This is a genomic window from Pseudomonas sivasensis, assembly GCF_013778505.1.
In the GTDB taxonomy this organism is placed as follows: Bacteria; Pseudomonadota; Gammaproteobacteria; order Pseudomonadales; family Pseudomonadaceae; genus Aquipseudomonas; species Aquipseudomonas sivasensis.
Window position 1 is genome coordinate 165,961 of the sequence record NZ_JAAOWU010000012.1, and the last position, 19,236, is coordinate 185,196.

The following is a 19,236-nucleotide window of genomic DNA, read 5'->3' on the forward strand; positions in this document are numbered from 1 at the left end:
AGTAACCGACAGGTTTGAACAGGCAGGCACTGCGCTTAAAAAGTTATTTTATGAGGAGGTGCATCCACTTTGATCGTTGGCTCGTAGATTCAATACCCTCACCCGGAGGGCATAAGAGCCAAGGAGATACATCATGCACGCTTTTTTCAAAAAACTTGCTGCAACAGCCTGCTTCGCGATTCTCTCCGTAACTGCAACGTTCAGCTTTGGTGCCGACCCCGTAATGGTCGGAGGTGCAGCTATGTACCCGACCAAAACCATCGTTGAGAACGCGGTCAACTCGAAGGACCACACGACACTGGTAGCCGCTGTCAAAGCTGCCGGCCTGGTTGATACGCTCAATAGCAAAGGTCCGTTCACCGTGTTCGCCCCCACAAACGAAGCCTTTGCAAAGCTGCCAGCGGGCACCGTCGATACTCTGGTCAAGCCTGAGCACAAAGCCGACCTAACTAGAATTCTGACCTACCACGTCGTGCCGGGCACTCACACATCGGCACAGCTGATGGCCGAAGCCAAAAAGAACGGCGGCACCGTTGTGTTGAAAACAGTTCAAGGTGAGTCGCTGAATATCAAGCTGCATGACGGCAAGCTTTGGGTGGTGGATGCCAAAGGCGGTAAGGCTGGTATCAGCATCGCAGACGTAATGCAGTCCAACGGCGTAATCCATGTTGTGGACTCAGTGTTGATGCCTTAAGCGCTCTTTAAGCCCGGCAGACGCAAAGTTTGCCGGGTATTGGCAACCTGCATAGACACTTCAGTTAATCCGAATTCAAGGTATGGAAATTTCGCCGGGTGGCGCTGGGTGAGAGCCTAGGTAAATCTCGGCATGATGAGGGTGAACCGTGTGCCCGACCGGCATCACGATCATGTCGCCACGCTGCGGCCGTCTAAGTGAACGAACCTGCCAGCAGTCCCAGGCACCGTGAACAAACGAACGCTTGAGCAGCGGCGTCTGTCCGTTCGGCATGATCGTCCAAAGGTCACCGGCCTGTTGAGGCACCCTGTAGCGTCAGGCACACTTGCGCGGACTCATCGCCCAAAAAGGAATTTACGATGCCGTTTTCACCGGAGGAAAGAGCCGCTTTGCTCGCGCTCAAAGGCGTAGGACCAACCGTCATTACTCGGCTTGAGCAAATGGGTATCGAATCGCTCGCCGAACTCCGCAAATCAAATGTTAGTGACATCCTGGCTCAAGCATCCGCGGCATTAGGCTCGACTTGCTGGAAGAATAGCCCTCAAGCCAGAGCGGCCATCACCGCAGCAGTGGAGCTTGCGAAGCGCTCTACAGAGCAAATCCCGGCCCGGTAGGCACGTTCGATTGACTCCCAGTCGGGTTGCTTTTGGTCATGGAGAATCCCCTACCATCTGATGGGTCTGTGCATGGGCATGGAGCAAGCGTTGGGGCAGACCGGAAGCCTTTGCAGCGTCCACAGCATCGGCAATTGCCTTGTCGAGCAGGCGCAGCAGACAGTCCATGCGCTCGTCTCCGCGGGGCGTGATTGAACAAAATGTCTTCTTAGCCAAAAACGAAAAAGCCCAGCAGTCGCGCTGGGCTCAGATATGAAAACTCAGTAAAAAATATGAGCCGTGCTACTTAATCCTTGCAACGCGTTTGCGGCGACTCCGTACCTGCGAGCCTTTTTGGCAATGCAAACGGCAGGTTAGGGATAGAGGTAAGCTCGACTACGCCAAACATGCACATAAGCACCGCATTCCCATCCGCGTTTGGTGCGCTGCTGAGTCCAACCAGGGCCTCATAGTCTTTCCCGGGCTCCAGAGTGAATACTTTCGCCTGGCCTGGGCAAACAGCGTAAGTGCTGCCGTAGCTGCCGGCGGACGCACCCAATGTTGCTATCTGAAAGGGTGCATCCGTTTTAACGCGGTACTCAGCCACAATCTCGGTGTACAAGCCTTCGGCCATCCGAACAGATCCGATGTACTGCTGAAGCTTGGGTGAAACCCTTCCCGGCATTCCAAGACTGGCGGGCTTAAGTGGGTACCGGGGGTAGTTAATGCTCGGCTGCCCTTCCTCTGAGAAGCGGCCAGCTTCAGCCATTTTGTGGCGAGTATCCGGGGCGCAGCTGCCCGTCACACTATCGCCAAACACATTAGAATTGGTGATCACACGAACGCGAGCCGTATTGTCGGCCTGAGGTGGATCGACATAGGGAACAGAGGGGAACCCGCCACAACCAGCAAGGGCGATAGACGAAGAAAACAGGAGCAACCAGGTATTACGCATGTACTACATCCTTGAACTTACCTAAGCGCCATCGTGTGCGAATCAGACTAAAAACTCTAGACATTAATCCTCAGTAAAAACCTGACAACGCGCTTTATATTTTATTGCTTGCCCGGTTTGTCCCGCCTCTTGGGCATCTAAAGTATCTGCGCTGCGACGGCAATAACAGTTTGCGTTTTTGAATCAGCTCAGGCATCACTCCCTGCTCAGAGCGGAAGATGTGGTGGGGTCGAAAAAGAAAGGACCTTAGTGACGGCTAAAGCCTCAAAAGTCTGCATGAAATTGATAGACCGAACGATCGGAAGGCTAACTAGTCCAACGCTTACCGGATCAGATAACGCAGCGTCCGCAGTTCGGCCATCACCCTATCTCTCGGTATCACCACCCGACAGACCTCTCTGAATTCCAGTTTCCAGGATTGACCCTTTTGGGTATGGCTTCGGCCAAGAGGCTCTAATGGAAAATTTAATACCCTATAAAATTCATTATCTACACGATGGGAAGCCGGAGCACTTCTATACGAATGCAACGGCGTTCAGCGAAAGCGATGCGATTCGCATGGCCACAAGACACGCTGGTGAGGGCCCTGAATATTGGATACCGATAGGTCTGTCTCGGGACTCAATATTAAAAATTGCCGACAAGCTGGGTATTACGAAGGTCCGTTGGAATAAAGCCGGGTAAAACCACGGGCGCCGCCGCAGTTCTAACTCGCAAAGTTCGCGAATAAAAAACCCGGCGCGGTGGCCGGGCTTAGTTGGATGAGCTCCAGCGCAAGCTCGGCTGTTGAATAAGCCCGAACCGCCCTTGGATGAGATTGAAAAAGAGACGAAGACGGCCCACGTCTGTCGCGAGGTCGCCTGGGGGGAAGTGGTGGAGCGCACTAAAACGGGTGCAGACCGCTTGGTTTTGTGGAATGCCCCTGCCATGCCACCCCTTAAAATCGTCGGTGAATACGCAGAGCGTCAGAAAAAGGGAAAGCCACAGGGCCTTGAGACGCCTTTTATTTTCCTGCCGTCATGGACTCCAGAGCCCCCTAACTCGAACGTTACCTGCAAAGGCATTAATAGGGGCCCGGCGCCGAAAGTTCTTAATACCCGTCGTCCTCTGCCATACAACTGTCGTCACACATATGCGACAATGCGCGCCAAATTCCAACACACATCCCCATTTTTTTGCTCAGCGACCGGGTTTCGCGCCTTGATGTCGCTGTTGATGCATGCCTGACGGCGCCTGCTGCCATGCTCGCAACCCATTGATAGGTAAAGTAATTGATCTCCACAGCTAACATCACCATGCGGTATGAAACGCATTCTGATGATTACTGCTGATCAGCGTTTACTGGGCCAAGTCGTCATGAGTAATCAACGATAAAGTACCGAAATGCACCCGTTGGTCCCAAGATTGGTCCCAACGGGGAAATTTCAGCCCATGCCGAAACTGCATAACCCTTCCCCGGCTTCCTGCCGACTGAACACAAACCACCAAATAGCCCCACTACTCCTAAGACATCTCAAATGGCAGCATTCGGTCGATTCTGTTGAAAACAGTCGTACTCGCTTAGCCAAGGTGACCGCCTGCATCAGACTTTTTCAACAGAATCGGTAAAAAGCGGACCTTCGCGATGACTTTTCCAATGCTGGTACCCACGCAAGTCCGTTGCTAACCACAGGTATTGCCTCAATCGATTGGATCGCTGAACAAATGGGGTATAGCAACGGGAACATGATTCGCCAGCACTATGGAACGTTGATCAACGAGGATGGGCCTGACGTGGTGGGGATGCTGCAGTTGGCCCTAAAGCTTTCGCCGGTCACAGCTCTACACTGAACCCAGTGATACCCACCGTTCGGCAAAGCGGCCCATCGCCGTCAGGCTTGCCCAGGTGCGCAATGGCTCACGCCGCGAGCGCACCGGTACCAAGCTCGCAGTTGGGCCGCCCAGTCGGATAGACAATGTCCACTTGCTGATTTGGCCGGCAACACGGCCGACGACGGCTTCCCGGATAGCCTACTGGCTTGCTAGAGCCTTTAGCGTGTCCGATTGGATCGCCTCGCCGATCACTGTGCCAACTCCTTACGGCGCAAGTCGGCGGCGACATCTACCGCAATAAAAAGCGCTTCGATGGTGGCCGGAGTCAACGCGCGCGACGCTTGCACACCTTCCACAAAGCCTTCGGCTCGTTCCTGAGCCAGTTCCAAAGCGCGCAAATCTGCAACACGCCCGAGGCGTGCCAAGTGATTGGCCAACTTGGTGCGAATCAAATCTGGCAGGCTGATGCCGTTAAGAGAGAGCACTCCGCTCATACGTTTTTCGCCACCGTATTGGCTCCCAAGCGATCCGCGACAGCCATCCACACCTCCGCCAGAGTAGATGTCATGGCCAGTTCTGTTTCATTCGCAATCAGTTCCGCATCCCGCAGGGCCTGCGTGTAGCCAACGGTGTTATGGTAGTCACGTATAGCATCCGTCTGGTCTGCAGCAGCATGTAGAGCGTTCAACCGTAAATACCAAGCGCTCTGGGTCCTGGCGTTTGGTAAGCCTGGCTGATCGTTAGTCACGAGTACGCTGTTGGCTTGCATGCCCTAGTCCCTGATGTTATGCGCTAATCAGTACACGGGGCACTGGTACGCCAGTATAGGGGAGCATGGTTACCGCAGCCAACGAAAAAGCCCCCCCAATCAAGCCTTGGTGTGGGGGCCTTTTGAACATAAGCGGCGTATTAGAAACAGTTGTGACGCGGGCTATCAGCCAAAATTTTGCGGAACAAATGCCAGACCTCAGTATCTTTTACAAAAATAACGCATTTGTAGAGATTTTCATGGCCGCGCAAGGCGACTTGATCAATTGGAACAGCAGATGGCAAATTTCCGGAGGTGTCGTTTCCTGTAGGAGTTGCCGCTCCCAACAACTTGAGCATGAAAGAAGCGAGCCGTTTTTACACGCGTCCAACTGCTGATACCAGGGACAGCAACGCAGGCCATGGGATGAGCTGCAAGCTATATTTGAAAAGCTTCAGAGTTTTTAAACGCTAGTCAGATACTACCTACGTCTTGTCAAACGCGCCTGACGATACAGTCCACTAGTTCCGTAATTATCCTGCGCTCATGCAGCGGCAATCTGTTTAGTGCCACTGCAAAATCACTTTCCTCAGGTCGACGTAACCGTTGACCGGTCAGAACGTACAACACGTCGACTCCGATTTGAGCTAGCCGGGCCAAATACAAGGCGCTCGGGCTTCGCTCCCCCCGCTCGTACTTAGACTGTGCATTCGACAGCACGCCGCCAATCGCTGCGAACCTCTGCTGTGTGTACTTCAACCGAGTGCGTTCTTCTTTGAGCCGCATCCCAATTTTGTCCATACATGAACCCCACAAAATTCTCAGATGACTAAAGAATTTTAGGCCACCACTGCAGAGACGGAAACCCGTTATCGATCGCAAAAAGGGGCCATTCGGCGACTCATTGCTACAACGTACAAACGTGGCTCAAGTACGCTCGCCTATCGACACAAGTTCGCACCAAAATGGCGCGACAGTCCCATGGTGGCCCAATGGGGCTATTTCTTAGATGGAAAAACCAAAAATACAAGATTTTCTCTATTAAAATCATGGATTTGCGTGTTTTAAATTGGCGGTGAGGGAGAGCTTCGAACACAGCACGCGTTATCTCGACCTAGGCAAAACCTAAATTATTTACTCGCTCAAAATTTCAAAAAGTCGCTTCTCAAGCGCCACTTTGAACAAGATTCGTAGATTGTCTGCATCGAGATTGGAAATAGTCTGATCTAGTTGAAGTCTTAAAATCAGGTCATGCGTGCGAATCTCACGCCTCCGTGCTTCAAGTGAGGTAGGTGCGTACGCAATCCCGTCGAGTAAATGAGCCGACACGCCATTCGCGGGATGAACACTGGTCCTGGCAACAGACATGGCTTCTTACCCTCGGTCTCAAACGGCTGGAAAAACACGCATATGAATCTGCGCTCACTTGTAGTGAGTAGTGGGTCTAACACTAAGTTCATAAAGAAACGAGTGCCCCCATGTTGCTAGAAAAAATCGCACCAAAAAGACGCGCTAGTCCCATGGTGGTCCCATGGTGGTCCCATGGACCCATTTTTTGGACACCAAAAACCAAAAATCACAGACTTTATCCATTAAAATTAGTGACTTGCGCTTCTTAAATTTGGCGGTGAATGATAGATTCGAACCTTCAATAATTCACTCAGCTAAAGTATTTCACTCGACGCCCGTTCAATGACGGCGTCCGGCCATTAGCCGCCATTTACTAAAAGCCGCTTTCGACGCAAAGCTGGCAATGGCGATACCCCAGACTGATTCCGGCCCGATACGATAGAAGCATTTACAACACTTGGTCGTGCCCAGCCCCATTGTTCGGGAACCTTCTGGCCACTTAATAAGAACTAATGCTGATCGTCTGGAGGGACGGTAACGGGATTAAGAAAAGAGTTCCAGGCCTTGTATGCTTCATGATGCTTTTTGACTTCCTCATCCCAATCAGGCCCTGAAACTCTCTTCGAGACCACCATCATCATTTTGGTGTTGGCGGCATCAAGCTCAACTAGTAGCTCGTGGCATCTAAATCTAAAATCATCTATGTCTTCCATATACTCACCTTGCGACAGGTCTAGCCGGATATACCGGGTCATGCCCATTTTCGTAATGACAAGTCCCCAAAGACAAAGGTTCATTGAGCAGCCGAGTTTCTATTCGGCATGTTTTGAACAGACTGCATCGCACAGCAGCTCCAACAACTCATTCGCCAGGACCGCCGCTTCTTGTCGATAGTCGGTGTTCCAGCGGCACGACCAGTTATCAGGTTTTCCCTCATCCTCCCATTGCGCCAATGCAAGCCCGTTGAGTATTTCCAGCTCGAACCAAACACGCTGCCAAGCGACGGCGTCCTGGACTGACGCCGTGTCTTGCCATAGGAATTCTGTTTGCACGACAAATGCCGACCATGCAAACAGATCCTCTGAGGCTCGCTCACCGATCATTCGGAAGTATTTTGCGCTAGCCAATCAACGATTCCTTGTAGTCGTTTACCTGTTTAGTAAACGTCTATCCCCGGATAGAGATCCGCGGGTGGACGATAATTGGGGTTCTCAAAGCGGCTGTTCTCGTAATGGGTTTTGGCCGTCGGTCCATCGCCGTTATAGGTCACCTGCGGGTTTGGCGTGAGATGCCAACCGCTTCCTTCCTTGTCGCGCTCGATCAGAGATGCGTACAAGCTACAGTTGCCTGATGAGCCGGATGTCAGCCTGAACTGGTAATAGCGTCCGGCTTGGGGCGTGAACTTCGTCGAGACATAGCAGGAACGAGTGCGTGTCCCCTCCCAGAATAGATCCACTTGCGTTTCGATACCGGGTCGGATCTGCGTTTCGTAATAGTCCCATGTAAGGTCTTGCCCTGCCTTTGGCATGCCCACGTCCTGTGTGTGGGTGAACGGCAGGGGGCCGGTGCGAACGGCGCCGCCCGAACGTTTGCCGTTTTCGTATTGGTAAATTTCGGCGTGCTGCGTGTAGTCGACGATACGTACCCAGGCAGGGTTAGGCTCTTTTTCGGGCGCGGTAAAGTAGTTGGTATGGGGCAAAAACTGGCAGCCTGCGAACAACGGCAATACAAGCAGGCAGAGCAGAGGGCGTATCGACATGAAGCCTTTCCTTTTGCGGAGTCAGGGTTACAGACCGCAAAAGAGGAGGCGCATTGCGTAAAGGCTGAAAATTTTGTGGCTGAATCGTCGCGACGATATCGGTTTCAACCGGTCGCGACAGGCAGAAATCGGCCAGCAGCTGCCAGCCGCATGCGTCTTGAAAAGTAGCGGCGCTTCACTCCTTCCACATTTAATTATCTTCGCTGTGCATCTAGTGAATGGGTTGATCCGTATGTGCTCTTGAGGGCTCGAGTGCGATGAGTATCCGAGATTATCAAGCGATGCAGTGCGATGAGTGGTTAGGCATTTCATGATCCGAACCGTCATCTCTGCCAAGGACAGCTACGATCATGATACGACCACAGTTAGGTACTGCCATGAACGCCAAGGATGACGCTCATTTTTTGGACCGCCTATTGCGCGGAGAACAAGACGCATATCGTGATTTGGTGTGCACGCATCAGGGAGCCATGAAGGCCATAGCTTATGGAATCGTGGGGCGGCACCATGCAGATGACGTAGTGCAAGAGGCATGGCTTGCGATTGTGAAAGGCATAGGCAAATTTCAGAGACGATCTAGCTTAAGAACCTGGATGATGGCCGTCACGTCCAATACGGCGAAGTGCCGATATAAAGCTCGGCGAAGTGAGTCGAATTGTATTCCATGTACCTCGTGGATTGAGGGAGGAGGCGTTTTAGTCGTAGGTGATTATTCCTACACTCCTTCCGTGATATCGTATGAAGATAGCCCTGAAGCACTTCTGAGCGAATCCGAGCTATATGCTCGCATCAACATTGCTCTCGAGACTCTACCGGAATTGCAGAGAAGCGTATTGATATTGAGGGAGCGCTCTGGGTTGGATCTAAACGAAATTTCTACGCTTCTTGGGATATCGCTGACTAACGTAAGAGTGCTATTGCACCGAGCTCGTTTAAAGGTTTTTTCTGCAATAGCGAAGTACCAGTCCGCTCTTGATATGTGAGCATTAGGAGGATTTTTCCAACGGTCTGGATGGCTGATTGAATAGCCCCTGTTTCTGTAGACACCTGATGACCGCTTTTGGCCGATTCCTGCCTTCCATGAGGGGCAGCTTTGGGTCGGAAGCAGTCAGTCGCATGTACCTATAAATACTTGGGCCAATTCACCCTAAAGAGTTCAATGCCGACTCCCTCAATACCGTGCGACGCCTTTATGGCTTCATTGCGCCGACTCACAGGCCTTCAACGGCTCCTTCGGGTGCAATGCACAGATGTCGAAACCGTCACGCCGGGTATAGCCCGCACGCTTCATACATACAAATCGCTGGGCCATCTCTTGGAAGCTGGCATTAGGATCGATGCCGGAGCCATTTTTCTCACCGCAAGCTAGCATGGACGCCAAGACATCATTCCTGCTCGCTCCCGGCTTCTCCCATAAGTCAGCATCAGCCGTAGGGGGCTGAAAAGGCTCGCTGAAACATGCGGTGACGAGGGGGCAAATCAACAGCGCAAATGCCACATGTTTGAGCCACATGATCAATCTCCTTATTTTCTGGTGCTGACGGGCATCAGCGCGGGCTCGCCTTCCGGCTAATAATCTTGCACAGGCTCGTGTATCACTTTCATAACAGCTGTGCATAGTCGTGACACCGATGAAGATGTTACCCAACTCCTTTAACAAGCTACTGCCCTCAGGTAGCACGCTGAATCGTCCAAAATTTCGTAGGGACGACTGACCGCTTTTGGCCGATTGCTGACCCTTACGAAGGGCCGCAGTCGACCCAAAGCTGCCTGTCAGGAAAACGAGCGGGACGATTCGTAAATTCTATTAATTCAACAAAAAATTGATAATTAAACTTATTGTTGATATTTTCTCGGCCTTCGATAAATCACTTGCAGGCACCAATGACGGCTTCTGAAGTATCACCAACCGAGCGGAAGCTGATTCTTAATGTGCTTCATAGCACCCTCAAAATGCTCAGTAATGCGGTAGGCCCTCACACGGAGATCGTGTTACATGACCTAGCCAACCCGGAGCGGTCCATCCTTGCCATCGCCAATGGTCATGTCACTGGCAGAAAGGTGGACGGTTCAGTGTTGGGCGGCCCACGCCAGGACTTAGGGTTCATCGCCGTCAGGCGCGCCATGGAAGATCACTCAAGCTCTGATCCCATAATGGTGGAGAACTATTCGACACTCGCGCCTGACGGCCGTCTGCTCCGTAGTTCCACCGTGGTATATCGCGACAGCAGCGGGCAACCTTTCGCCAGTCTGTGTATCAATGCAGACTTGAGCGGTGTTGCCGCCGCCCACGCTGTTCTCGCTGGAATTCTAGGTCTGGAAGGCGCGCCTGAATCGCGCGCCGATGAGCCGAGAGATATGGAGCAGTTGATGGCGGAAATCATTCAGGTCGCTTGTCCCGGCGGTGTGGCAGGGATGAAAAAACCTCAAAAGGTTGAGGCTGTACGGCAAATGCAGGATCGCGGGATATTCATCGTCAAAGGTGGGATTGAAAAAGCCGCTGCCGCGCTCGGAGTAACCCGATACACAATCTACAACTACCTGGAGCAGATCCGGGCTACAGAAAACGCAAGCGGGCAGGAATGATCAACATGCAACTCGATATTTTCCAGGTAGACGCTTTTTCTTCTGAGTCTTTCGGTGGCAACCCAGCGGCGGTTTGTCCGCTGCAGGCTTGGTTGCCTGATGCGACGCTGCAACAAATCGCCGCAGAGAACAACCTGTCCGAGACCGCCTATGTTGTGCGTAACGGTGAGGTGTTCGAGTTGCGGTGGTTTACTCCCACGGTGGAAGTCGACCTGTGTGGCCATGCCACCTTGGCAGCTGCCTGGGTGCTGTTCGAACAGCTTGGTGAAAACAGCGACATACTGCGCTTTTCCACTCGCAGTGGTGAATTGCGGGTACGCCGTGAATGCGGACGCCTGGCCATGGACTTCCCGGCCAAGCAGCCTGAACTCGTAGCTGTCCCGCCAGGCCTTTTGCAAGCCTTGGGCCTGGAACGGATCGATGCGCTTTATCGCACAGATGATTACGTGGTAGTGGTCGAGGATGATGCCATCATCGCCGGCCTCAATCCCAACTTTACTGCGCTGGCCGCGTTCAACGTGCGCGGTGTCGCGGTTACCGCTCCGAGCCGTCACTTCGACTTTGTTTCTCGCTGGTTCGGTCCTAGAGTGGGCGTGAATGAAGACCCGGTTACCGGCTCAGCCCACACCTCTCTGGCGCCCTATTGGGCCAAGCGCTTAGGCAAGCGCAGCCTGAGTGCAGAACAAGGTGGGGCGCGCAAGGGTCAACTGCACTGTGAAGTCCTGGACAGCGACCGAGTCATTATCAGCGGCCACGGCGCGCTGTACTTACGCGGTACTATCTTTATCTGAGACCAGTTCATTCAGGCGGACTTGCTTAACAGAGGAATGGGGGCCACTGCGACGCTCATTCTTCTGCGACCACTCTCTCGAACGTACATTTTGTAAAGGACTCTGCTGAGTCGCACTCACTAATGAATTGATTTCGCTTTGAATGTCCGCTTCTGGCCGTTTGTGACGGGCAGCAATCAGCCAAAAGCAGTCATTCGTCCAGAACGTCTATGGCTCCGAGAAGAAAGAGGATAGAGACAAAAAAGGGGGGATTTCTGGAAAATACATTTGCCCCCTTTAGCTCTCTACTTGCGTAAACCCAATTGGCGATCTTGCCGGTTCACCTGACAGATTGTGCCCCAAACAGAATGGGAACCGCGTCCAAAAAATGGAGCATTTCAGGCTCCTTGGTGTTCAAGCTTCGCCAACCGTCATCCTCCTCCCTGATTGCGAAGTTACCACTTTCGAGTTGATCGACCAGCCACTCCATAAACTCATCAACGGACCTGCCCACAACGTATTTATCTTCTTCGTCACTGCCAAAATTAATGACTTGTCCCAAGGTTCCGCGCTCCCCTGGATCCAAATCAACCCCGAGATGATTGCCACCGTAGTCGAAGGCGAAGGGTATCCAGTATCTGTTGGCGTATAGAGCCTGGATAGCGCCGGAGTTTCCCGAAGTGCAGAATGCACTCGCCTCGGTCATTTCTTCGGGCGACCACTCATCGATGATATCTTTCCAAGACTCCCAATGTGCCTTGGCCGCTGCCAGCGACAGAAAACTAAGTCCATAAAAGGGCCCTGAATTCGCAGCACCGTGTTGCCCGTCGTGCAACCTGTAGAGCTGCTTCAAGTTTTCTGGAAAAGGTCGGCCAACAAGGCTTTCGAACTCTTCGATTGCAGCATCCGAACAGCCCGGGGCCAGATCCCGACGTACTTCAGGAAGATGGGCCTCTAACCATTTTTCCAGCCGTTCAATCACTGTCTTCATTAAGCGTTTCCAATCATGCAAAAGTGCACGCTAACTTAGATTGAGGTTTTGTGAAAGGCAGGCTGGAGCCTGCGCTAATGCAATCTGACCTTCACCGTGAACGCTGGTTGCCATGCCTTGAGAATGGCTCAAACCGACGGTCCGCTCCTGGCCGTTTCCTGCCTCTCGCGACGGACAGAAAACGGCCAATAGCTGCCTGTCGGGACCGGCTGAAATCGACCCTAAGCGGTTGTTGATGAATTCTGTCGTCCAAAAACGGACACCAAGAATGTCTACGAAAACCAGGGTGATTCAAATTGTCTTGAGCGGCTGAGAGCTACTCGGAACCTAAGAGCTTTCTAACCTCGGCGATGATCAAATCGATATCGAATGGCTTTGCCAATACTGCATCAAACAGATCCGATCTCTGCATACCGATGTGTGCCTGAGCACCGCTCATCAATATGATAGGCAAGTCCTTAGCGGAAGGAAGTGCTCGAACAGCTGTAGCGAACTCTAGGCCGTCCATGACTGGCATCATGAAATCTGTAATGATCAATGCAGGCCGTTCTCTTTCGAGCACGTCCAGCCCTTTTCGGCCGTTGCTGGCGGTTACCACCATGAACCCCTCATCCTCCAGCGCGAAACTGAGAATGTCAGCGATCAAATACTCGTCGTCGACGACCAAGATGGTGGTCATTTCAGTTCAACCCACGCAAAAGCTTAAGAAATCGAACCTGGAGGTGTCTCAGTGGGGACTGACGGTTCATGTCTTGAAGCCTTTGTCAGGAAAACATCTTTATCATGGATGACTACCTCAAAGCGCGAGGGGTCATAAGAACTGTCTCGTACTTTAAGAATGGAAAGCGTCCTGCTTAGTTCAGAGTGATTCTCAGAGAAACGCATAAGCATCAGGTTGTCGACGATGCTGGACAGGTCAGAGTTTGGCGCGCTTACCTCGGAGCCAAATAGATCACGCATTTCCCAGGATGCAAACACGGTTACGCCCCTCGATCGCAGCTCATTCATCAGCGCACTGAAGAAGTCAGTAATTCGTGCCGGATTTGTGGAGACTCGCGTCATACCGCTAAGGCTATCTATGAACAGGCGCTTGATACTCTTTTCTTCAACGATACTCAGCAGTCGTGCGCCCAGCCCATCCAGCAGGCCTTCAGTGGTGGGCTGCCAGGCAATGCTCAAGGCGCCGCTGTCCTCCATACCCTTGATATCGATACCCAGTGATTGGCCTTTGAGTCGCAACCGTTGTGGGCTTTCGTAAAAGCCAAAATGCAGACCTGGAGCATCGACGGTCGACTCTGCAAGAAATTTGAGACCCAGAGTCGTTTTACCAATCCCGGAGGGGCCCATGACCAGAGACACACTGGAACTGTAAAGGCCTCCACCCAATATGCCGTCCAGTGAACCAATGCCACTAGGAATACGCGTCATGTCTGCGCTGTCAGGGGCGGACGGGTGGCTGTAAAGACTTTCGAGTCGAGGGTAAACCACCAATCCTTCGTCGGTAATCTCACACTCATGAAGGCCTGTCATTGCTCCACTGCCGCGAGTTTTACGCAGTTGAATACGACGTACCGAGCGAGTGCCAAATAGCTCTTCGCCCATTTCAATTACGCCATCAACCATGGTGTGCTCAGGGCTGCCGTCGTCGAGACGGGAGCTGGTGAGAAATAGCACAGTGCAACCCGCGAAAGCAGCGTGCCCTTGCAACTCAGAAATGAATTTCTTGGTGTCGATGTGCGAATCGGCCTTTGAGCGAGCATTGAGCAGGCCATCTACCACCATCACTGTGGCTTTTTGGCGACTTATCTCGCGCCGAAGCAGTTTCACAACCTCGTCCAGTCCTTCGTTTTCTAGGGTGTCAAACGCGCTGACAAACTGAATTTCGGCGCCCACTTTGGAAGAGTCGAAAAAGCTCAGAGTAGAGAGAAACTGAAAAAGACGGTCGTGCGACTCGGCCAGCAGTGTGGCGACCAGAACCCGGCCTCCATTATTCGCATGATGGAAGCCAAGTTGATTGGCTAGGATCGTTTTGCCAGACCCTGGCCGCCCTTGGATTATGTATGAAGCGCCCTTGACCAGCCCTCCCTTGAGCAGAGCGTCTAGCCCTTCGATTCCACTTTGGAGGCGTTTTAGCTTTTCCACGATGCGACCCTGATCTAAAAAACAGGCTGTTTAAGCCGAGTGAGGCGGAATGCTAACGCCATTTTCGCTCTGGGGCCATTCTCGCCTAAAGCATGGCGGTCTAAGAAAGTCACATGCCCAATTTTTGCCGCCTTTACCTCGGACTTCGTTACTCTAAAGTCAAGGCGGAATCAACGTTGCTAGCCAGATGCCCCTCTAATCTTGCAGTAATTCAATTGCAGTAACCAACCCCGAGCGCTTGCATTCAAAATGCAGGGGGAATCTGAATCGCGCAGGATTTTTTAAATAGTGTGCGACCGGTTCTGGCCGAGAGCGAACAATCATAACTTTGACACTGGTTACTAAACACCTGCTGCTACGCTGTTGACTCCAACAGAGGAACGCCGATGCCAAACTCAGATCTACTCCCCTCCCTGCTCTCGAAGCTATACGAAAACCAATTAGCCCTTGAAGCCTCCATCATGGAGCTATCGAACTGGGTTGAGCAGCGTGGCTCCGCCGAGGTCGCAGAAAATATCCGGGGAGCGCTGCACACCATCGACGACAACGAAGAGTTCATCAAATTGACGCTCGCAGTTCTCATGGCACCGGAGTAATCGCTACTTGCAGGCCACTGACCAGAGCTGGTCCAGCTTGGTGGTGTAGCTCTGGCTCATCATCTCGCGCCGCATGCCCCAATCGGGGTTCGTAGGCACGCTGGCCGACCTTAGCGTTCCCCTTCCCCACCTGTCATTGATCTGGTCCAGTACGGTCATCACTCTGGTCGCCTCGGTCGGCTGAGACACCGCGAATAGATCATCCGTGTATTCACCTGGCTGGCACAGGTTGAGCAACATCACCTCGGCCTTGCTGTAATTGAAGCCTGGACGGTAGATATGGTCGAGCGCATCAACCGCAGCCTTGGTGAGTAATCGCACATCGTCGGTTGGATACGGCATGTCCACCACAACCCCGTTCGCGTACTTCGCCTCGTCCGGATTGAACATGCCGGTGCGGATGCAGACCCGGACTTTCTTGCAGAGCGAGTTCTGTGTCCGGAGCTTTTCCGAGGCTCGCATCATGTAGGTGGCCACCGCCTCCTTGATCGGCGCAAGCTCGGTAAGGCGCCTTCCAAACATGCGGCTGCAGCAGATTTCCTGCTTGGGTGGGTCGGGCTCATCCAATTCGAGGCAAGAGGTGCCTGCCAGTTCCCGCGCGGTCTTCTCGATCACCACGCTGAATTTCTTGCGGAGCGTCCAGGGGTCGGACCTGGCCAAGTCCATCGCGGACTTGATGCCTAGAGCGTCCAGATGGAGCTTCATTTTTCGGCCAACACCCCAGACCTCGGCTACATCGGTATTGCGCAGCACCCAGTCCCGCTTAATCGGATCGGTGATGTTCACCACACCGCCCGTCTGCGCTTGCAGCCGCTTCGCGGTGTGGTTTGCAAGCTTGGCGAGCGTCTTCGTGTTAGCGATTCCCACGCCGACGGGGATACCGGTGCACCGCAGCACCTGGGCGCGGATCTGCCGGCCGAGAGCGTCGAGCCCGCCAATTCCGGTGAGGTCGGCGAATGCTTCGTCGATGCTGTAGATCTCGACGGCTGGCACCATCGATTCAATAAGCGTCATCACGCGCTCGCTCATGTCGCCGTAGAGCGCATAGTTCGAGGAAAACGGGATGATTCCGTGTTGCTTGAGCTTGTGCTTGATCTGGAAATACGGCTCGCCCATCTTGATAAAGGGCTTGGCGTCGTAGCTTCGAGCAATAACGCAGCCGTCGTTGTTGCTCAGCACGACAATCGGCGTTTTGGCGAGATCTGGACGGAACACACGCTCGCAACTGGCATAGAAACTGTTGCAGTCGATCAGGGCGAAGACTGGGGAGTTAGACATGGCTGCGGACTGTGCTCGTGATCACACCCCAGATCGATAGCTCGTCGCCTTCCAGCACATAGCGCGCCGGGTACTTCGGGTTATCGGACAGTAAGATCACTTCCTTTCCGCGCTTGCAGAGGCGCTTGCACATGGGGTCGTTGTTTAGGAGAGCCACCACTATGTGGCCGTGCGCAGGCTCAATTGAGCGATCCACCACCGCCAGATCACCCTCGAATATCCCAGCGCCCTGCATGCTCTCACCTGTGATCATCACCAGGTAAACATGGGGCGCCCTGATGTTAAGCACTTCATCCAGAGAAATATGCTGCTCAATGTGATCGGCCGCAGGCGATGGAAAACCAGCCGGTACATGAAACGAGCAAAGAGGCAGTTTTGCGCCTCCTTCAGCTATTGGACCCAGGATGTTGAAGCTCATGGCGGTGCCTTATGCGGATACTGTACGAATATACAGTTAACTTTGTAAGCGGCTTGCGGTCAATTTCTCTATGGGGGATTTCGACAGGCGGAGGCGTATCTATGTGCGGTCGATTCGTGCAGTACGAGGGAATGGCGATCTACATAGAGGAATTGAGACCTCAGATCGAATTGTTCAGTGGCTACGACGCACAACCGATCAATCGGTTTAACGTGGCGCCCACGACGCGTGTGCAGCTGCTGCACAGCAAAGAGGATGGGTTGCACATTGACGCTGTGCAATGGGGGTGGGCTCCGTTCTGGGCGAAAGGAAAGCGCCCTGATCCGATAAATGCTCGAGTCGAAACCGTGACCACTGGCAAGTTCTTCAAACAGCTTTGGCCAACTGGCCGCGCGATTGTACCCAGCGAAGGCTGGTATGAATGGGTTAAAGACCCGGACGACCCGAAAAAGAAACAGCCCTACTTCATCCGACTGAAAAGCAGAAAGCCGATGTTCTTCGGCGCCTTGGCCCAAGTACACCCAGGCCTCGACCCGCACGAAGGTGACGGCTTCGTCATCATCACCGCTGCTAGCGATCAGGGCATGGTCGACATACATGACCGCCGGCCATTGGTCCTTACCCCTGAACACGCCAATGAATGGCTCGAACCTGGTCTCTCGCCGGCGCGCGCGGAGGAAATCGCGAAAGAGCTGTGCCAGCCTACCGAACAGTTCGAGTGGTTTCCTGTTGGTAGGGCCGTCGGCAACGTCAGGAACCAAGGTCCAGAGCTTATAGAGCCGGACTTATCGGCTAAAAAACCACATGACGAACCCGACGGCAGTAACCCATCCTAAGGTAAGCAGAAATGAAAGGCCTGCAAGCCGCTTGTCCATGCTTCCCCTTTTAGGATTGATTCGGTCACTGCAGTGCGAACGTAAGGTGGAAATATAGTTCAGTGATCCCACCAAACAACCTCCCTAACATAGGCCTGGCAAGCGCGCAGTGTTATTAGTCCTCGGTCACCGGCGTCGGTGATGGCGATAATTCTTTGAGCATGAACTGGGGGCACATCAGGTATTCCGGGCTATGCGAGTAACGCTGACGATGCCGTGGGCAGTTTAGGCGCGCAGCAGTGAATCAATGACTCTTTCGAAGCGAGGAGCACTTGTTTTTCAAGTACTCTGCTCTACCTGATGCTCTACAAATAGGATACGTGATGAAGGACCTCGCCATATTTTTGTCGACTGCAATTGCTCTATCAGTAACATTGTCGGAGGCAGCCGCTGAACCATCATTGCGCCTGCAACGTGCTTCAGGTTTGTGGAAGGTTACGCCGTCCACCTCGCCGTTTTCCTGGGAAATATGCGTCGATCATGCTAAAGACAGACTTATAGATGACGACCTGTGGAGCGACTTCGAACAGGAGTGCAAAATCGAATCGAAAAGCGGCAGCGGCGATAGCTACAGTTTCAAATCACGCTGCCCTGAAGCGATTATGGCCGGTACTTTCAAAGGCGACCTTGCGAAGTCCTATGTACTGACGGCAGATACGTCGTTTGAGCTAAATGGAAAAATTGAAAGACAACGCACAGTGATTAATGGCAGCTTTCAGGGCGCGTGCCCCGTGGGAATGGAGCCGGGTGTGAAAAAAATGCGCGGAGGAATGAAGATCAATTCCCCATACTCCAATAGATGAAAGGTTCACAACGTCATCGCTTGACGAGCCTCGAATTCAAATGCCTCAATTGGCACGTATAACGCTTAATTTTGGCTGAGGTCATTGCCCTCGCACCTTCTAGGCGTTCTATATATCCTTCGGGATGATCTAGGGCTTGTTCTGGTGAACGCTGATCTGTTGGAGTGACTCCATCGTAAGCGAGTCTTCAGTCTTTGCTTTTGGCGCTCTGCGGTTTCGTGGAAGTGCTTGAGTTAAGAGTACTGAGCAACTTTTACGGATCGGCAAGGCAGAAGTCGTTAAGTTTTTTTAGAGCCCGGCGGCGCGCGACGCTTCGAGCGTGGATAGTTAACTCAAGGAAGGAAATATGATTCGCTTATTGATTGCTACGTTTTGCCTAATGCTCCTCTCCAGTTGCACAACAAGCGTCAGTCCTGACGTGCGCGAGCGAGTGTGGTATTCCGAAGGAGAGAGACCAGCCACCGCCCCTTGGCACGTCTATTTGGTATTTACTGACGACGGTCATTTCATCTATTGGCGCACTGTAGAAAAACCTGATGTTGTACTCAAAAAAATTGACTCCTACATGAAAGGCACCGGTCTCGATGTTGGCAGCCCGGTGCCATACACACGAACTGAAAACGACTTAAACGCGGTTTCGCGAACTCCGCTCCTAAGTAGAACGGGTGAGACGGTCTACACTGATGTCCGCACCTTTAGAGGGCGCTTTGTCGGCGACGCTTTAGAAATAGATTTCGAAAGAATCACTGTCTGGCCTCCTCGCCCTACATTTTCTGAAGGCGTCAGACGATGGTCGTTGAAAAGACTTAGCTCCTTGCAAGATAAGTGAAAAGCCGAGTGTGATGGCGCCTCTTGTCAATATTAGG

Annotated in this window: 24 protein-coding genes and 2 pseudogenes; 10 read left to right on the forward strand and 16 right to left on the reverse strand. The window is 52.8% G+C overall.

Annotated features, from left to right (window positions below; all coding sequences use genetic code 11):
- The first annotated feature begins 133 nt into the window (after positions 1 to 133).
- On the forward strand, positions 134 to 694 hold the full coding sequence (locus G9Q84_RS19745) for a fasciclin domain-containing protein (protein ID WP_122753200.1): 561 nt from the start codon (positions 134 to 136) through the stop codon (positions 692 to 694).
- Between the two features lie 90 nt (positions 695 to 784).
- On the opposite strand, the pseudogene G9Q84_RS29395 reads toward G9Q84_RS19745, so the two are convergent.
- Positions 785 to 985: pseudogene (locus G9Q84_RS29395) on the reverse strand (phage tail protein); the annotation flags it as partial.
- A 68-nt stretch (positions 986 to 1,053) separates the two neighbouring features.
- Between G9Q84_RS29395 and G9Q84_RS29400 the strand changes: the two are divergent.
- A complete protein-coding gene (locus G9Q84_RS29400; RefSeq protein ID WP_032891253.1) occupies positions 1,054 to 1,308 on the forward strand; it encodes a Pathogenicity locus in 255 nt (84 codons plus the stop codon).
- Between the two features lie 36 nt (positions 1,309 to 1,344).
- Here G9Q84_RS29400 and G9Q84_RS29555 read toward each other — a convergent pair whose 3' ends face one another.
- On the reverse strand, positions 1,345 to 1,476 hold the full coding sequence (locus G9Q84_RS29555; RefSeq protein WP_256583473.1) for a hypothetical protein: 132 nt from the start codon (positions 1,474 to 1,476) through the stop codon (positions 1,345 to 1,347).
- Positions 1,477 to 1,594: 118 nt separating this feature from the next.
- On the reverse strand, positions 1,595 to 2,242 hold the full coding sequence (locus G9Q84_RS19750; protein WP_181643945.1) for a hypothetical protein: 648 nt from the start codon (positions 2,240 to 2,242) through the stop codon (positions 1,595 to 1,597).
- A 1,644-nt stretch (positions 2,243 to 3,886) separates the two neighbouring features.
- Here G9Q84_RS19750 and G9Q84_RS29405 point away from each other — a divergent pair.
- Positions 3,887 to 4,072 (forward strand): annotated as a pseudogene (locus G9Q84_RS29405) (site-specific integrase); the annotation flags it as partial.
- A 230-nt stretch (positions 4,073 to 4,302) separates the two neighbouring features.
- Here G9Q84_RS29405 and G9Q84_RS19755 read toward each other — a convergent pair.
- From G9Q84_RS19755 to G9Q84_RS19785, 7 genes are all read right to left on the reverse strand, one after another.
- Entirely contained in the window at positions 4,303 to 4,548 is a 246-nt protein-coding gene (locus G9Q84_RS19755) for a hypothetical protein (protein WP_122757232.1), read from the reverse strand.
- Complete coding sequence (locus tag G9Q84_RS19760) at positions 4,545 to 4,823, reverse strand: hypothetical protein (RefSeq protein WP_099602355.1); 279 nt, start codon at positions 4,821 to 4,823, stop codon at positions 4,545 to 4,547. Before G9Q84_RS19760 ends, G9Q84_RS19755 begins: the two co-directional genes overlap by 4 nt.
- 140 nt (positions 4,824 to 4,963) lie before the next feature.
- Complete coding sequence (locus G9Q84_RS19765; RefSeq protein ID WP_143521221.1) at positions 4,964 to 5,161, reverse strand: hypothetical protein; 198 nt, start codon at positions 5,159 to 5,161, stop codon at positions 4,964 to 4,966.
- A 136-nt stretch (positions 5,162 to 5,297) separates the two neighbouring features.
- Positions 5,298 to 5,603 carry a helix-turn-helix domain-containing protein gene (locus tag G9Q84_RS29875; RefSeq protein WP_122753198.1) on the reverse strand — a complete coding sequence of 102 codons (306 nt, stop codon included), beginning with the start codon at positions 5,601 to 5,603 and terminating at the stop codon, positions 5,298 to 5,300.
- A 1,058-nt stretch (positions 5,604 to 6,661) separates the two neighbouring features.
- A complete protein-coding gene (locus G9Q84_RS19775) occupies positions 6,662 to 6,865 on the reverse strand; it encodes a hypothetical protein (RefSeq protein ID WP_241150260.1) in 204 nt (67 codons plus the stop codon).
- A gap of 99 nt (positions 6,866 to 6,964) precedes the next feature.
- Positions 6,965 to 7,279, reverse strand: a complete 315-nt coding sequence (locus tag G9Q84_RS19780) for a hypothetical protein (RefSeq protein WP_371919444.1) — start codon at positions 7,277 to 7,279, stop codon at positions 6,965 to 6,967.
- 29 nt (positions 7,280 to 7,308) lie between these two features.
- Complete coding sequence (locus G9Q84_RS19785; protein ID WP_181643946.1) at positions 7,309 to 7,911, reverse strand: hypothetical protein; 603 nt, start codon at positions 7,909 to 7,911, stop codon at positions 7,309 to 7,311.
- Between the two features lie 377 nt (positions 7,912 to 8,288).
- On the opposite strand from G9Q84_RS19785, the gene G9Q84_RS19790 reads away from it, so the two are divergent.
- Positions 8,289 to 8,894 carry an RNA polymerase sigma factor gene (locus G9Q84_RS19790; protein WP_181643947.1) on the forward strand — a complete coding sequence of 202 codons (606 nt, stop codon included), beginning with the start codon at positions 8,289 to 8,291 and terminating at the stop codon, positions 8,892 to 8,894.
- Positions 8,895 to 9,109: 215 nt separating this feature from the next.
- Here G9Q84_RS19790 and G9Q84_RS19795 read toward each other — a convergent pair whose 3' ends face one another.
- The gene (locus G9Q84_RS19795; protein WP_099602350.1) at positions 9,110 to 9,424 is read right to left on the reverse strand and encodes a hypothetical protein; all 315 of its coding nucleotides are present in this window, start codon (positions 9,422 to 9,424) and stop codon (positions 9,110 to 9,112) included.
- A gap of 371 nt (positions 9,425 to 9,795) precedes the next feature.
- Here G9Q84_RS19795 and G9Q84_RS19800 point away from each other — a divergent pair, with 371 nt between their 5' ends.
- Positions 9,796 to 10,497 (forward strand): helix-turn-helix transcriptional regulator, encoded by a 702-nt coding sequence (locus G9Q84_RS19800; RefSeq protein ID WP_122753961.1) that lies wholly within the window; start codon positions 9,796 to 9,798, stop codon positions 10,495 to 10,497.
- Positions 10,498 to 10,502: 5 nt separating this feature from the next.
- Entirely contained in the window at positions 10,503 to 11,288 is a 786-nt protein-coding gene (locus tag G9Q84_RS19805) for a PhzF family phenazine biosynthesis protein (protein ID WP_122754061.1), read from the forward strand.
- 319 nt (positions 11,289 to 11,607) lie between these two features.
- Here G9Q84_RS19805 and G9Q84_RS19810 read toward each other — a convergent pair whose 3' ends face one another.
- From G9Q84_RS19810 to G9Q84_RS19820, 3 genes are all read right to left on the reverse strand, one after another.
- On the reverse strand, positions 11,608 to 12,258 hold the full coding sequence (locus G9Q84_RS19810) for an SMI1/KNR4 family protein (protein WP_099602620.1): 651 nt from the start codon (positions 12,256 to 12,258) through the stop codon (positions 11,608 to 11,610).
- Between the two features lie 316 nt (positions 12,259 to 12,574).
- On the reverse strand, positions 12,575 to 12,937 hold the full coding sequence (locus G9Q84_RS19815; RefSeq protein ID WP_099602621.1) for a response regulator: 363 nt from the start codon (positions 12,935 to 12,937) through the stop codon (positions 12,575 to 12,577).
- 23 nt (positions 12,938 to 12,960) lie between these two features.
- A complete protein-coding gene (locus G9Q84_RS19820; RefSeq protein WP_163033261.1) occupies positions 12,961 to 14,403 on the reverse strand; it encodes an ATPase domain-containing protein in 1,443 nt (480 codons plus the stop codon).
- A gap of 383 nt (positions 14,404 to 14,786) precedes the next feature.
- Between G9Q84_RS19820 and G9Q84_RS19825 the strand changes: the two genes are divergently transcribed.
- Positions 14,787 to 14,996: a hypothetical protein gene (locus G9Q84_RS19825; RefSeq protein WP_095184905.1), complete on the forward strand. Its 210-nt coding sequence runs from the start codon at positions 14,787 to 14,789 to the stop codon at positions 14,994 to 14,996.
- A gap of 3 nt (positions 14,997 to 14,999) precedes the next feature.
- On the opposite strand, the gene umuC is transcribed toward G9Q84_RS19825, so the two are convergent.
- Together umuC and G9Q84_RS19835 are read right to left on the reverse strand one after the other, a co-directional pair.
- Positions 15,000 to 16,274 carry a translesion error-prone DNA polymerase V subunit UmuC gene (gene umuC / locus G9Q84_RS19830; RefSeq protein ID WP_032891242.1) on the reverse strand — a complete coding sequence of 425 codons (1,275 nt, stop codon included), beginning with the start codon at positions 16,272 to 16,274 and terminating at the stop codon, positions 15,000 to 15,002.
- The gene (locus tag G9Q84_RS19835) at positions 16,267 to 16,692 is read right to left on the reverse strand and encodes a LexA family protein (RefSeq protein WP_181643948.1); all 426 of its coding nucleotides are present in this window, start codon (positions 16,690 to 16,692) and stop codon (positions 16,267 to 16,269) included. The genes umuC and G9Q84_RS19835 overlap by 8 nt, the downstream gene beginning before the upstream one ends.
- A gap of 101 nt (positions 16,693 to 16,793) precedes the next feature.
- Here G9Q84_RS19835 and G9Q84_RS19840 point away from each other — a divergent pair, with 101 nt between their 5' ends.
- The 3 genes from G9Q84_RS19840 to G9Q84_RS19850 all read left to right on the forward strand — a co-directional run bounded on the left by G9Q84_RS19840 (position 16,794) and on the right by G9Q84_RS19850 (position 19,199).
- Complete coding sequence (locus G9Q84_RS19840) at positions 16,794 to 17,528, forward strand: SOS response-associated peptidase family protein (RefSeq protein WP_122822555.1); 735 nt, start codon at positions 16,794 to 16,796, stop codon at positions 17,526 to 17,528.
- Positions 17,529 to 17,890: 362 nt separating this feature from the next.
- Complete coding sequence (locus tag G9Q84_RS19845; protein WP_164444911.1) at positions 17,891 to 18,370, forward strand: DUF3617 domain-containing protein; 480 nt, start codon at positions 17,891 to 17,893, stop codon at positions 18,368 to 18,370.
- 346 nt (positions 18,371 to 18,716) lie between these two features.
- Positions 18,717 to 19,199: a hypothetical protein gene (locus G9Q84_RS19850; RefSeq protein WP_164444912.1), complete on the forward strand. Its 483-nt coding sequence runs from the start codon at positions 18,717 to 18,719 to the stop codon at positions 19,197 to 19,199.
- Positions 19,200 to 19,236: the final 37 nt, after the last annotated feature.

Bases quoted from the DNA above. Each gene is read 5' to 3' on its own strand.
- G9Q84_RS19745 (WP_122753200.1), top strand. From the start codon at position 134: ATGCACGCTTTTTTCAAAAAACTTGCTGCAACAGCCTGCTTCGCGATT.
- G9Q84_RS29400 (WP_032891253.1), top strand. From the start codon at position 1,054: ATGCCGTTTTCACCGGAGGAAAGAGCCGCTTTGCTCGCGCTCAAAGGC.
- G9Q84_RS29555 (WP_256583473.1), bottom strand. From the start codon at position 1,476: ATGGACTGTCTGCTGCGCCTGCTCGACAAGGCAATTGCCGATGCTGTG.
- G9Q84_RS19750 (WP_181643945.1), bottom strand. From the start codon at position 2,242: ATGCGTAATACCTGGTTGCTCCTGTTTTCTTCGTCTATCGCCCTTGCT.
- G9Q84_RS19755 (WP_122757232.1), bottom strand. From the start codon at position 4,548: ATGAGCGGAGTGCTCTCTCTTAACGGCATCAGCCTGCCAGATTTGATT.
- G9Q84_RS19760 (WP_099602355.1), bottom strand. From the start codon at position 4,823: ATGCAAGCCAACAGCGTACTCGTGACTAACGATCAGCCAGGCTTACCA.
- G9Q84_RS19765 (WP_143521221.1), bottom strand. From the start codon at position 5,161: ATGCTCAAGTTGTTGGGAGCGGCAACTCCTACAGGAAACGACACCTCC.
- G9Q84_RS29875 (WP_122753198.1), bottom strand. From the start codon at position 5,603: ATGGACAAAATTGGGATGCGGCTCAAAGAAGAACGCACTCGGTTGAAG.
- G9Q84_RS19775 (WP_241150260.1), bottom strand. From the start codon at position 6,865: ATGGAAGACATAGATGATTTTAGATTTAGATGCCACGAGCTACTAGTT.
- G9Q84_RS19785 (WP_181643946.1), bottom strand. From the start codon at position 7,911: ATGTCGATACGCCCTCTGCTCTGCCTGCTTGTATTGCCGTTGTTCGCA.
- G9Q84_RS19790 (WP_181643947.1), top strand. From the start codon at position 8,289: ATGAACGCCAAGGATGACGCTCATTTTTTGGACCGCCTATTGCGCGGA.
- G9Q84_RS19795 (WP_099602350.1), bottom strand. From the start codon at position 9,424: ATGTGGCTCAAACATGTGGCATTTGCGCTGTTGATTTGCCCCCTCGTC.
- G9Q84_RS19800 (WP_122753961.1), top strand. From the start codon at position 9,796: ATGACGGCTTCTGAAGTATCACCAACCGAGCGGAAGCTGATTCTTAAT.
- G9Q84_RS19805 (WP_122754061.1), top strand. From the start codon at position 10,503: ATGCAACTCGATATTTTCCAGGTAGACGCTTTTTCTTCTGAGTCTTTC.
- G9Q84_RS19810 (WP_099602620.1), bottom strand. From the start codon at position 12,258: ATGAAGACAGTGATTGAACGGCTGGAAAAATGGTTAGAGGCCCATCTT.
- G9Q84_RS19815 (WP_099602621.1), bottom strand. From the start codon at position 12,937: ATGACCACCATCTTGGTCGTCGACGACGAGTATTTGATCGCTGACATT.
- G9Q84_RS19825 (WP_095184905.1), top strand. From the start codon at position 14,787: ATGCCAAACTCAGATCTACTCCCCTCCCTGCTCTCGAAGCTATACGAA.
- umuC (WP_032891242.1), bottom strand. From the start codon at position 16,274: ATGTCTAACTCCCCAGTCTTCGCCCTGATCGACTGCAACAGTTTCTAT.
- G9Q84_RS19835 (WP_181643948.1), bottom strand. From the start codon at position 16,692: ATGAGCTTCAACATCCTGGGTCCAATAGCTGAAGGAGGCGCAAAACTG.
- G9Q84_RS19840 (WP_122822555.1), top strand. From the start codon at position 16,794: ATGTGCGGTCGATTCGTGCAGTACGAGGGAATGGCGATCTACATAGAG.
- G9Q84_RS19845 (WP_164444911.1), top strand. From the start codon at position 17,891: ATGAAGGACCTCGCCATATTTTTGTCGACTGCAATTGCTCTATCAGTA.
- G9Q84_RS19850 (WP_164444912.1), top strand. From the start codon at position 18,717: ATGATTCGCTTATTGATTGCTACGTTTTGCCTAATGCTCCTCTCCAGT.